General features: G+C 60.5%; 12 protein-coding genes and 4 pseudogenes. 11 read left to right on the forward strand and 5 right to left on the reverse strand.

Going from position 1 to position 11,163, the window contains the following annotated elements; genetic code table 11:
- The coding region (locus AB1J88_RS00365; RefSeq protein WP_430289939.1) for a CidA/LrgA family protein at positions 1–332 on the reverse strand (332 nt) is incomplete at its 3' end.
- Between the two features lie 95 nt (positions 333–427).
- Between AB1J88_RS00365 and AB1J88_RS00370 the strand changes: the two are divergent.
- Positions 428–1,315 (forward strand): annotated as a pseudogene (locus tag AB1J88_RS00370) (LysR family transcriptional regulator).
- Here AB1J88_RS00370 and AB1J88_RS00375 read toward each other — a convergent pair.
- Positions 1,305–1,757 (reverse strand): annotated as a pseudogene (locus tag AB1J88_RS00375) (flavodoxin). The pseudogenes AB1J88_RS00370 and AB1J88_RS00375 overlap by 11 nt on opposite strands.
- Positions 1,758–1,910: 153 nt before the next feature.
- Between AB1J88_RS00375 and AB1J88_RS00380 the strand changes: the two are divergent.
- Together AB1J88_RS00380 and AB1J88_RS00385 are read left to right on the forward strand one after the other, a co-directional pair.
- Positions 1,911–2,387, forward strand: coding sequence for a PAS domain-containing protein (locus AB1J88_RS00380; RefSeq protein WP_108181702.1), 477 nt, complete (start codon positions 1,911–1,913; stop codon positions 2,385–2,387).
- A 55-nt stretch (positions 2,388–2,442) separates the two neighbouring features.
- Complete coding sequence (locus tag AB1J88_RS00385; RefSeq protein ID WP_025109427.1) at positions 2,443–3,048, forward strand: hypothetical protein; 606 nt, start codon at positions 2,443–2,445, stop codon at positions 3,046–3,048.
- 3 nt (positions 3,049–3,051) lie between these two features.
- Here the strand turns inward: AB1J88_RS00385 and AB1J88_RS00390 are convergent, their stop codons facing one another.
- Positions 3,052–4,011 (reverse strand): MerR family transcriptional regulator, encoded by a 960-nt coding sequence (locus tag AB1J88_RS00390; RefSeq protein WP_430289940.1) that lies wholly within the window; start codon positions 4,009–4,011, stop codon positions 3,052–3,054.
- A gap of 210 nt (positions 4,012–4,221) precedes the next feature.
- Between AB1J88_RS00390 and AB1J88_RS00395 the strand changes: the two genes are divergently transcribed.
- From AB1J88_RS00395 to AB1J88_RS00420, 6 genes are all read left to right on the forward strand, one after another.
- Complete coding sequence (locus tag AB1J88_RS00395) at positions 4,222–4,791, forward strand: antibiotic biosynthesis monooxygenase (RefSeq protein WP_047291761.1); 570 nt, start codon at positions 4,222–4,224, stop codon at positions 4,789–4,791.
- Between the two features lie 129 nt (positions 4,792–4,920).
- The gene (gene folM / locus AB1J88_RS00400) at positions 4,921–5,631 is read left to right on the forward strand and encodes a dihydromonapterin reductase (RefSeq protein WP_430289942.1); all 711 of its coding nucleotides are present in this window, start codon (positions 4,921–4,923) and stop codon (positions 5,629–5,631) included.
- Between the two features lie 21 nt (positions 5,632–5,652).
- Positions 5,653–6,213 (forward strand): GTP cyclohydrolase I FolE, encoded by a 561-nt coding sequence (gene folE, locus AB1J88_RS00405; RefSeq protein ID WP_108181698.1) that lies wholly within the window; start codon positions 5,653–5,655, stop codon positions 6,211–6,213.
- Positions 6,214–6,585: a dihydroneopterin triphosphate 2'-epimerase gene (folX, locus tag AB1J88_RS00410; protein WP_041073935.1), complete on the forward strand. Its 372-nt coding sequence runs from the start codon at positions 6,214–6,216 to the stop codon at positions 6,583–6,585. It abuts the gene before it with no gap.
- A gap of 68 nt (positions 6,586–6,653) precedes the next feature.
- Positions 6,654–6,950, forward strand: a complete 297-nt coding sequence (locus AB1J88_RS00415) for a DUF1244 domain-containing protein (RefSeq protein ID WP_007968038.1) — start codon at positions 6,654–6,656, stop codon at positions 6,948–6,950.
- Positions 6,943–7,281: a HopJ type III effector protein gene (locus AB1J88_RS00420; RefSeq protein ID WP_430289943.1), complete on the forward strand. Its 339-nt coding sequence runs from the start codon at positions 6,943–6,945 to the stop codon at positions 7,279–7,281. Before AB1J88_RS00415 ends, AB1J88_RS00420 begins: the two co-directional genes overlap by 8 nt.
- 126 nt (positions 7,282–7,407) lie before the next feature.
- On the opposite strand, the pseudogene trxB reads toward AB1J88_RS00420, so the two are convergent.
- A pseudogene (gene trxB, locus AB1J88_RS00425) lies at positions 7,408–8,371 on the reverse strand (thioredoxin-disulfide reductase).
- A gap of 311 nt (positions 8,372–8,682) precedes the next feature.
- Here trxB and cysZ point away from each other — a divergent pair.
- Together cysZ and AB1J88_RS00435 are read left to right on the forward strand one after the other, a co-directional pair.
- Positions 8,683–9,435, forward strand: a complete 753-nt coding sequence (gene cysZ, locus AB1J88_RS00430; protein WP_041073931.1) for a sulfate transporter CysZ — start codon at positions 8,683–8,685, stop codon at positions 9,433–9,435.
- Between the two features lie 54 nt (positions 9,436–9,489).
- Positions 9,490–10,689 carry a glycosyltransferase family 4 protein gene (locus tag AB1J88_RS00435; RefSeq protein WP_430289944.1) on the forward strand — a complete coding sequence of 400 codons (1,200 nt, stop codon included), beginning with the start codon at positions 9,490–9,492 and terminating at the stop codon, positions 10,687–10,689.
- Between the two features lie 135 nt (positions 10,690–10,824).
- Here the strand turns inward: AB1J88_RS00435 and AB1J88_RS00440 are convergent.
- Positions 10,825–11,163 (reverse strand): annotated as a pseudogene (locus tag AB1J88_RS00440) (12-oxophytodienoate reductase); the annotation flags it as partial.

Consider the following 11,163-nt stretch of genomic DNA (forward strand, 5'->3'; position numbering starts at 1 on the left):
ACCAGCATCACCATCAGGGTGCTGGCGCCAATCACCAGCAGAATCCGCCAACCGTCATCACGCAGCAGTGCGCCATAGTCGAGCAGACTCATCAGTGCCGGAATAAAGAACAGCAGCATCTCGGCCATCAGCAATCCGGCCCCCAATTGCAGCGCCGCCGGTTTGACCCAGCCAAACGCGAACGCCAGCAGCAACAGGGCCATGCCGATGACGCCGCCGGGAATTGGCCAGGCCAGCCACGCGGCGATCTGACAGCCGAGCAGATAGAGACCGAGCAACACGGCCAGTTCTGCTATCAGACGGGAAACATAGGTGAGGGATGCAGCGTTCATTGATGGGCTCCTTACAGGGGCTTATTTTACGAAGCGGCCTGCCATCCCAGAAGCGAATTGTTAGACTCATGGCTATTCCAAAACGGAATCGGAAAGTGGAATTCAAACAGCTGCGCAGTTTTGTCGAAGTCATACGTCAAGGCGGCTTTACCCAGGCGGCGAAACCCTGCACGTCAGTCAGTCGGCGGTGAGCAAACAAGTCGCGCAACTGGAGCAGAGTCTCGGCACGCCGTTGCCTCGAACGGCTCGGCTCCCAGTTGCACCTGACCGCTGCGGGCAGCGTGGTGCTGTCACACGCCGAGGGCATGCTGCGCTTGCGTCAGGAGTTGCTCAGCGAACTGGATGATCTGAGCCAACTGGCGCGCGGCGAATTGCGCCTCGGTCTGCCGTTGCTGGGCAGCGATGCGCTGTTCGCCGGGTTGTTCGCCGAGTATCGACGGCGCTATCCGAACATCAGCATTCAATTGCTTGAGGGCGGCAGCCGTAACGTCGAGCAGGCGGTGCTCAGCGGTGAACTGGAGTTGGGTGGCAGCTTGCTGCCCAAGGATCCGCAGTTCGATTTTCAGCCGTTCTGCGATGAGAAGCTCGACGCGTTGCTGCCGGTGGATCATCCGCTGGCGGCGCGCGGTGAAATTGCTCTGGAGGAGTTGGCCGAGACACCGTTCCTGCTGTATCAGCGCAGCTTCGTGCTCAATGACCGGTTATTGCAGGCGTGCCAGCAACTGGGCTTTACCCCGAAAGAAGGCGGCCGCAGTGGCCAGGCGGATTTTCTCGTGGCGCTGGTGGCGGCCGGGCAAGGCGTGGTGCTGTTGCCGAGCGTGGTCGCCCGGGCACTGGAGCGTCCGGGCGTGGTGCGCCTGACCTTGCGCGCGCCAGATTATCTGCGTTGGGATATCGCGTTCATCTGGCGTCGCGGCGCCTACCTGTCGAAAGCCGCGCAGGCCTGGCTGGCCCTGCTGCGCGAGCGCGCGATCAGCCCTTGAGCGTGGCGATCAATTGCGCCAGCCAAGGCTCGGCATCGGTTTCCGGGGTCACGCTTTCGCTGGCGTCCAGACGCAGCATCCCCTGTACTTCGCGCAGGCCCAGCTCGGCGAACAACTCACGCATCAGCTCGCCGCCACCGCAGAACGTATCGCCGTAACTGGCATCGCCCAAACCGATCACCGCGCCGGGCAAGCCGCGCCAGGCCATTGGCAATTGATCGCGAAGGCTGAAATACAGCGGCTGCAGGTTATCCGCAACTCGCCCATGCCGGTGGTCGAGGTCACCGCGAGAATCGCTTCAGGGCCGAACGCCTGTATATCCGCCAGGCTGGCGCGCGAGTTGTAGAAGGTTTCAAAACCGCGTCTTTCAGCAGGTTCTGCGCGTGACGGCGACTTCTTCGGCCGCGCCGTAAACCGAGCCGGAGAGGATGGCGACTTTCATCAATCTGATCCTGAAGCTGAAAAAAAGAGCGGCGATAGTAGCAGTCCGACGTAAAAAGCCGCGATCCAGGCCCGAATAGCCGTGATGGCCAGTAGACAGACTGGCTGGAACTTCTAGAATGCCAGCCAATATCGACACTGAAAGGATTCATTGATGATCAACGCCAATCTGCTGCAAATGGTGATCAACGCTTCGAACGACGGGATCGTGGTTGCAGAAAAGGAAGGCGAACAGGACAACATCCTGATTTACGTAAACCCGGCCTTCGAGCGCCTGACCGGTTACACCAGCGAAGAAATTCTCTACCAGGATTGCCGTTTTCTGCAGTCCGGCGACCGCGATCAGGCCAATCTGACGCGGATTCGTGACACCTTGCGCAATGGCGGGGCGTGCCGGGAAATCCTGCGTAACTACCGCAAGGACGGCACGCCATTCTGGAACGAACTGTCGCTGTCGACAGTGAAAAACGACAAGGACGGCCAGACTTATTTCGTCGGCGTGCAGAAGGACGTCACGGTTCAGGTCAAGGCGCAGCAACGCGTCGCGCAACTGGAAGCACAGGTTGCCGCCTTGCAAGCCGAACTCTCTGCCCTGAAAGCGACGAACGGCGCAAACAAAACTGCGAACTAAGTGTCAGTAACTACAATCACCAATGACTTTGTAACTAATTCTTTCGAGCCAGGCCATGCAACGCGACGCCCTCCTGACCCAGGATGAGCTGGATTTCATCCAGACCATGCAGCACAACCCGCAACTCAATGTGCGGGATGCGACGTCGAGCCTGTTGGTCAATGGTGGCTCGCAGATCCGTGACCTGCTCACGCGCCTGGCGGCTCATGAGCAAGTGACCATCCAGGCCAACTTCGAAAATCAGCAGATGACCTTCCCGTTGCACCTGGTGGAAGACGAATTCCACGCCTTGCACCTGCGTCTGGGCGTACCAAGCATTTACGAAGACGGGCCGATGGTTCGCCCATGGCGTCTGACCCTCGAAGAGCCGGTCGCGCTGGAAAATGCCAAGGGCCAACCGGGGATGATGTGGGTGCACGAGGTGTCGCACAAAGGCGTGCTGCTGGAAATGCGCAACAAGACCAAACCGCCCAAGCATTTCGCCCTGTGGTTCAGCCCTTCAGGGTATGAGCGGATCTCCCTGCGCGGCAATTTCGAGCGGGAAACCGAGCATGGCTTCTACGCCTACGAGCTGAGCCAGACCGATGCCGATGAAACCGAACGCCTGCGCCAGTTCATCCTGCAACAACACCGTCTGACCCACCCCGCCCTGCACACCTGATATTCAGGTATCCAGCGTCCCCGCGAGAAACTGCGTCATGCGCTGACGCATCGTCGCCCCTTCATTGCCCAGACAGCCGATCGACGATCCCGCCAGGCTGTCCTGTGCCAGATCGGCGGTATCGCCGGCCAGCAGCACCTGACAATCCAGACTTAACGCCAGACGGTTCAACCGTCGCGGCAAATCGGCTGTCGGGGCGTGATTGGAAAACAGCACCAGCGCCTGCGGCTTGATCCGCTCGCACACCAGCGCCAACTCATCGAATGGCTGACCGGTGGTGAGCACCCGCACCCCGGCGTCATTGCCACTCAGAAACAACGCGGCAACCAGTAATTCGAGTTCACGGCACTGACCGGCGAGCGCACTGACAATCACTTTGCGCGGTTGCGCGCCGCGCAGCGCGACAATCCGCTGCAGGACCCGCGCCCGCAGGAACCCGTCGAAAAACAACCATTCGCTGGTCTGGCCGAAGGCATCCTGACGCTGCAGCATCTGCAGCCACAACGGCATGAGAATGTCCTGGAACACCACTGACAGCGAATATGAAGAGAAAATCTGGTTGTAGACCTGGTCCAGCGCGCGGTCATCGAATGCGCCGACTGCAACCTGCACCTGTTGTTGCCACTGCGCGTAATCAGCCTGCACCAGATCATCAGGAATGATATGCGCCAGCACTTTCAGCGGCTCGGTCTTGGCGAGGATCTTGCCGACCTTGCTCACCGCCACGCCGCGGTCGATCCAGTCGACGATGCTGCGCACGCGCTCGATTTCGGTCATCGAATACAGCCGATGCCCGCTTTCGGTGCGAGTCGGCTGAATCAAACCGTAGCGACGCTCCCATGCACGCAGCGTTACCGGGTTGACGCCGGTCAGGCGCGACACCTCACGAATAGGGAACAACTCTTCGCGCTCAAGTGCGACAGAGGCCTGCGAAGCAGGATCAGCGTCCGTGATAACAGCCATTGTGCAGGTGCATCCACTCGGTAGATTTGGATCCCATTCTACCTCCGATGCCCTCTATCGGTTCAACCCATGAATAGAGACGAAAGTCTCTGAAACTGTCATTAAAATCAGGAATAATCCTTGCTTGTCAAAAAGCGCAGGCTCCTACCCCCGCCTGCGTATTGCGAAACTCCTACCCGGAGCGACGCACTCGGAATACGGAGATACATAATGTCTACTTCCCCCGTCACGCTGATGGTTGCGCGTCGCGTCGCCGACGGCCGCTATCAGGACCTGATTGCCTGGCTGCGCGAAGGCGAACAACTGGCCACTGACTTTCCCGGTTACCTGGGCTCCGGCGTGCTCGCTCCGCCACCCGGTGACAACGAATTCCAGATCATTTTCCGCTTCGTCGACGAGCAGACCCTGCACGCCTGGGAGCACTCGGTCTCGCGTACCGCGTGGCTCGCGCGAGGCAGCGATCTGTTCGCGCATCCCAAAGAACATCGGGTCAGTGGTATCGAAGGCTGGTTCGGCGCGGCCGGTCAGCGGCCACCGCGCTGGAAACAGGCCGTGGCCATCTGGCTGGCGTTCTTTCCGGTGTCGCTGCTGTTCAACTTTGTTCTCGGGCCGTTGCTCGGCGACATGAGCCTGCTGCCGCGGGTGTTGATCAGCACGGCGTGCCTGACGCCGTTGATGGTGTATTTCTTTATTCCGCTGTCGACGCGGTTGCTGGCCAACTGGTTGAACGCTGTGCCGGCGCGACCTTTGCCTGCAACACCCTCTACGCAGAATCGCTAAAGATCGCAGCCTCGTTGCACTCGTCAGCTCCTACAGATGAAGGCGCCCCTGTAGGAGCTGCCGAAGGCTGCGATCTTTTCGACAGCGTCGCTGTTATAGTTTTTGCTCCAGCCGCGACGCGAGCCGTACATGACCATTTCCTCCGCCCCGATTCTCATCACCGGTGCCGGCCAGCGTGTCGGTCTGCACTGCGCGCAGCGTTTGCTTGAAGACGGCCATCAGGTCATTTTCACCTACCGCAGCGAACGTCCAGGCGTGCAAGCGCTGCGGGATCTGGGCGCGATCGGAGTGTTCGCCGACTTCTCCAGCGAAGCGGCCATTCTCGCCTTCATCGATGAACTGAAAACCCATACCGACCGCCTGCGCGCCATCGTCCACAACGCCTCCGAATGGCTGGCGGAAACCCCGGGCAACGAAGCCGAAGCCTTCGAACGCATGCTCAACGTGCACCTGCTCGCGCCGTACCTGATCAACCTGCACTGCGCCGACCTGCTCAAGCGCTCGACACCGGCCGACATCATCCACATCAGTGACGACGTCACGCGCAAGGGCAGCAGCAAACACATCGGCTATTGCGCCAGCAAGGCCGGGCTCGACAGCCTGACCCTGTCCTTCGCCGCGCGCTATGCGCCGGCAATCAAGGTCAACGGCATCGCGCCGGCCCTGCTATTGTTCAATCCCGACGACGACGCGGCGTACCGCGCCAAGGCGCTGGCCAAATCCGCGCTGGGCATCGAACCCGGCAGCGAAGTGATCTACCAGAGCCTGCGCTATCTGCTCGACAACCCCTATGTCACCGGCACGACCCTGACCGTCAACGGCGGGCGGCACGTCAAATAAGCTGCTGCGCGAGGATCTCCCATGAGCCGTACCCTGCCCGAGAATTACCGCGAGATCCTCATCGGCCTCGGCGAAGACCCCGACCGCGAAGGTCTGCTCGACACTCCGCAGCGCGCGGCCAAGGCCATGCAATACCTGTGTCACGGCTACGAACAGCGTGTGGAGGAGATCGTCAACGGCGCGCTGTTTGCCTCCGACAGCGACGAGATGATTATCGTCGCCGACATCGAGCTCTACTCGTTGTGCGAACATCACCTGCTGCCCTTCATCGGCAAGGCCCATGTGGCTTATATTCCAACCGGCAAGGTGCTGGGGCTGTCGAAGATTGCGCGGCTGGTGGACATGTTCGCCCGGCGCCTGCAGATTCAGGAAAACCTCACCCGACAGATTGCCGAAGCGGTGCAACAGGTCACCGATGCCGCTGGCGTCGCGGTGGTCATCGAGGCCCGGCACATGTGCATGATGATGCGCGGTGTCGAGAAACAGAATTCGACCATGAACACCTCGGTCATGCTCGGCGCCTTTCGCGACTCGAGCAACACCCGCCAGGAGTTCCTGCAATTGATTGGACGGAGCAAGTAAATGTCACAACTTCAACCGGGAATGGCGCGCATCCGGGTCAAGGATCTGCGCTTGCGCACCTTTATCGGGATCAACGAGGACGAGATCCTCAACAAACAGGATGTGCTGATCAACCTGACCATCCAGTACGCCGCGCAGGAAGCGGTGCGCGACAACGACATCGATCACGCGCTGAACTACCGCACCATCACCAAGGCGATCATCGCCCACGTCGAGGGCAACCGCTTTGCGCTGCTCGAACGCCTGACCCAGGAGCTGCTGGATCTGGTGATGAGCAATACCGCCGTGCTTTACGCCGAAGTCGAAGTCGACAAGCCGCATGCCCTGCGATTTGCCGAGTCGGTGTCGATCACTCTCGCGGCCAGCCGCTGAGCGCGTCTGGCGCATTGCTCGCCAGACTTTTATCATCCGCGCCACGAATAGACTGCACAGAGCCCATCATGACCGAGCAACAACGCCTCGAACTCGAAGCCGCCGCTTTCCGCCGGCTGGTCGCCCATCTGGACAGCCGCAAGGACGTGCAGAACATCGACCTGATGAACCTTGCCGGGTTCTGCCGCAACTGCCTGTCCAAGTGGTACAAGGCCGCCGCCGATGACCGTCAGATCGAGGTCAGCCTCGATGACGCCCGCGAAGTGGTTTACGGCATGCCGTACGCCGAATGGAAAGCCCAATACCAGCAAGAGGCCAGCGCCGAACAACAGGCGGCGTTCGCCAAAGGAAAACCCAATGAGTGATCTGAACACCCTGCGCGCCAGCCTCAACAGCGGCGAACACGCTTTCGCCGACACCCTGGCGTTCATCGCTGCCGGTTATGACTACCAGCCACAAGCGTTCAACAATGGCGGCGTGGAAAACGCTGCCGGGCAGAACGAAGGCTCGTGCAAGACCCTGGGTCTGGCACTGCTGGAAGGCTTGAGCAATGAAGAAGCGCTGCTGGCATTCGGCGAGCATTACCGCTCGGTGCTGGCGACGCCTGAAGGCAGCGACCACGGCAATATCCGTGCGCTGATCAAGCACGGTCTGGCCGGTGTGAAGTTCGAAGCACAGCCGCTGACCCGTCGCTGATTCAAGATCAAAAGATCGCAGCCTGCGGCAGCTCCTACACTGATCCCTGTAGGAGCTGCCGCAGGCTGCGATCTTTTGACTCTCATAAAAAAACCGGCCGAAGCCGGTTTTTTTGTGCCTGCGGTCTTAGAACGAAGCGTTCTGCAGACCGTCCAGGTAACGCTCGGTGTCCAGTGCCGCCATGCAGCCGGCGCCGGCCGAGGTGATGGCCTGACGGTAAACGTGGTCAGCCACGTCGCCGGCAGCGAAGATGCCTTCGACGCTGGTGGCAGTGGCGTTGCCGTCACGACCGCCCTGGACCACCAGATAACCGTCCTTGAGGGTCAACTGGCCTTCGAACAGCGAAGTGTTCGGAGTGTGGCCGATCGCGATAAACACGACCGTCGACCTTGATTTCGTCGAAGCTGCCGTCGTTGTTTTTCAGGCGCGCACCGGTCACACCCATGTTGTCGCCCAGCACTTCGTCGAGGTTGGCGTTCAACTTGAGGATGATCTTGCCTTCGGCCACACGGGCGTTGAGCTTGTCGATCAGGATCTTCTCGGCGCGGAAGGTTTCGCGACGGTGGATCAGGGTCACGGTGCTGGCGATGTTCGCCAGGTACAGTGCTTCTTCAACAGCGGTGTTGCCGCCGCCGACCACAGCCACTGGCTTGTTGCGGTAGAAGAAACCGTCGCAGGTCGCGCAGGCCGAAACGCCTTTGCCCATGAACGCTTCTTCCGACGGCAGGCCCAGGTAACGTGCGCTGGCACCGGTAGCAATGATCAGCGCGTCGCAGGTGTAGGTCGCGCTGTCACCGGTCAGGGTGTACGGCTTGGCGGCGAAGTCCACGGCGTTGATGTGATCGAAAACGATCTCGGTTTCAAACCGCTCGGCGTGCTCGCGCATGCGCTCCATCAGCGCCGGACCAGTCAGGCCGTGGACGTCGCCCGGCCAGTTATCGACTTCAGTGGTGGTGGTCAGCTGACCGCCAGCCTGCATGCCGGTGATCAGCAGTGGCTTGAGGTTGGCACGGGCGGCGTAGACCGCAGCGCTGTAACCGGCAGGGCCGGAACCGAGAATAATCACTCGCGAATGACGGACTTCAGACATGACCTGCTCCTGTTGACCGGGCCGAAACACTGGCGCGGAACGCCGGACTGCCGGCGGGAATAAAAAAGGACTGTGGATAACCTTGGGGAAGGCATGAGCTCGACAGTCCTGTAAAAAGTTGGGTGCAGCGTATCGAGGGGGGCAAGATTAAGGAAATACGGATTAACAATCCAGCTCATAGGTGGTCTCTATGCGCAGACTCCGACCGGATCGACGTCTTTGTTACAGTGAATGTCGATCGCTCTACCGCGCTTTCGCACCCGTTGCAAAGTCGGTAAGGTCGGCGCGTTTTCCCTTGCTCGGAGCCCCTTATGCCCGCCCCCGTTCTGTCCGGCCCGCAATACCTGCGCGAAGGCCTCAAACTGGTTCTCAGCCCGGGCCTGCGCCTGTTCGTGCTGCTGCCGCTGGCGATCAATCTGGTGCTGTTCGTCGGATTGATCTATCTGGCCGGCCATCAGTTCAGCCTGTGGGTCGACAGCCTGATGCCGTCGCTGCCCGACTGGCTGAGTTTTCTCAGCTACATCCTGTGGCCGCTGTTCGTGGTGCTGGTGGCGTTGATGGTGTTCTTCACCTTTACCATGCTGGCCAACGTGATCGCGGCGCCGTTCAACGGCTTCCTCGCGGAAAAAGTCGAAGTGGTGGTGCGCGGCACCGATGATTTCCCGGCCTTCAGCTGGGGCGAACTGATCGCGATGATCCCGCGCACCCTCGCCCGGGAAATGCGCAAACTCGGCTACTTCCTGCCGCGAGCAATCGGCCTGTTCGTTCTCTCGTTCATCCCGGTGGTCAATATCGTCGCCGCACCGCTGTGGCTGCTGTTCGGCGTGTGGATGATGGCGATCCAGTACATCGACTACCCGGCGGACAACCACAAACTGGGCTGGAACGAAATGCTCGCCTGGCTGCGCCAGAAGCGCTGGCAGAGCATGAGTTTTGGCGGAATCGTCTACCTGGCGCTGCTGATTCCGGTGGTCAACATCCTGATGATGCCGGCCGCCGTTGCCGGCGCGACCTTGTTCTGGGTACGTGAGCGCGGCGCGGAGAACCTTGTCGCACAGCGCTGAGCCGCTCACAGACCGCCAGTCACAAATCCATCATCCGAACGTCACAAGCACGACATGGCCTCAGCCGACACTGAGGTCATGACGACAGTTCTGCATATCACTCTGATCAGCGAAACCTTTCCACCGGAAATCAACGGGGTGGCCAATACCCTTGGCCGCTTGTGCGATGGCTTGCGCGCGCGTGGGCATCAGGTGGAACTGGTGCGACCGCGCCAGGCGGGCGATCCGCAGCGCGTCGAGGACGATGCCTTGCTGTTGTGCCGGGGCTGGCCGTTGCCGGGTTATCCGGGGTTGCAATGGGGTCAGTCGTCGATGCACAAGCTGCTGCGGCGCTGGCAGCGTCATCGCCCGGACGTGCTGTACATCGCCACAGAAGGTCCGCTCGGCTTGTCAGCCTTGCGGGCGGCGCGGCGCCTGGGGATCTCGGTGGTCAGCGGTTTTCATACCAATTTCCAGCAGTACACCCATCAGTACGGGCTGGGTTTGCTGACGCGCTTGCTGACGCATTATCTTCGCTGGTTCCACAATCGCTCGTCGATGACCCTGGTGCCGAGCGTCAGTCAGCGTCTGGAACTGGAGCGCCGGCATTTCGACCGCCTCGCCCTGCTCTCCAGAGGCGTGGACAGCCAGTTGTTTCACCCGGCCAGGCGCCTGAACGGGTTGCGTGAGCAATGGGGCCTGAGCGAGCAGGACATCGCGGTGATTCACGTAGGACGCCTGGCCACGGAGAAGAATCTGGGCCTGCTCAAGCGCTGCTTCGATAAACTCCGCAGCACTTATCCACAGCGCAACCTGAAGCTGATTGTGGTCGGCGACGGACCACAACGGCTTGCGCTGGAAAAAGAGCTGCCTGAGGCGATTTTCTGTGGTTCACAGCGCGGCGAAGCGCTGGCGGCGCACTATGCCTCGGGGGATATTTTTCTGTTCCCGAGCATGACCGAAACCTTCGGTAATGTGGTGCTCGAAGCATTGGCTTCAGGACTGGGGGTGGTGGCGTACGATCAGGCAGCGGCAGCGCAGCATATTCGCCACGGCTACAACGGTGTGCTGGCGATGCCGGGTGATGAAGAGGCGTTTTGCGATGCGGCGGCTTGGCTGCTGGAGGAGGACGAGACGTTGCGTTGCGTGCGCCTGAATGCGCGTCAGCATGCCAGTCGCCAGGGGTGGGCAGCGATCATCGAGCAATTTGAAAAGCATTTGCGTGGGGCGTGTCTGCGGGAGCAGGTGTTGCCGAATGCGCAGACATTGCCTTAGATCTTTGCTGATTTTGAAGCCGCCATCGCTGGCAAGCCAGCGCCCACAAGGGGCTGCGGTGAACACAATTTTTGCGAACACCCGCAATACCTGTGGGAGCTGGCTTGCCAGCGATAGCATCAGTTTGAGCGCCGCTTAAACCAGCGTCATCAACGCCTCACGGCTGAACGGCAGAATGTCCTGCTCACGCCCTTCACGGACTTTCAGTGCCCAGTCCGGATCCACCAGCAGCGCACGGCCCACCGCCACCAAGTCGAACTCGTCGTTGTTCAGACGCTCCAGCAGTTTTTCCAGACTGGCCGGTTGCGCGACCTTGTCGGTGTTGACCATGAACTGCAGGAACTCGCCGTCCAGGCCGACGCTGCCGACGGTAATGGTCGGTTTGCCGGTCAGCTTGCGTGTCCAGCCGGCCAGGTTCAGCTCGGAACCGTCGAACTCGGGCTCCCAGAAACGCCGCGTCGAGCAATGGAAAAT

The organism is Pseudomonas sp. S8 (assembly GCF_050473925.1).
Classification (GTDB): domain Bacteria; phylum Pseudomonadota; class Gammaproteobacteria; order Pseudomonadales; family Pseudomonadaceae; genus Aquipseudomonas; species Aquipseudomonas parakoreensis.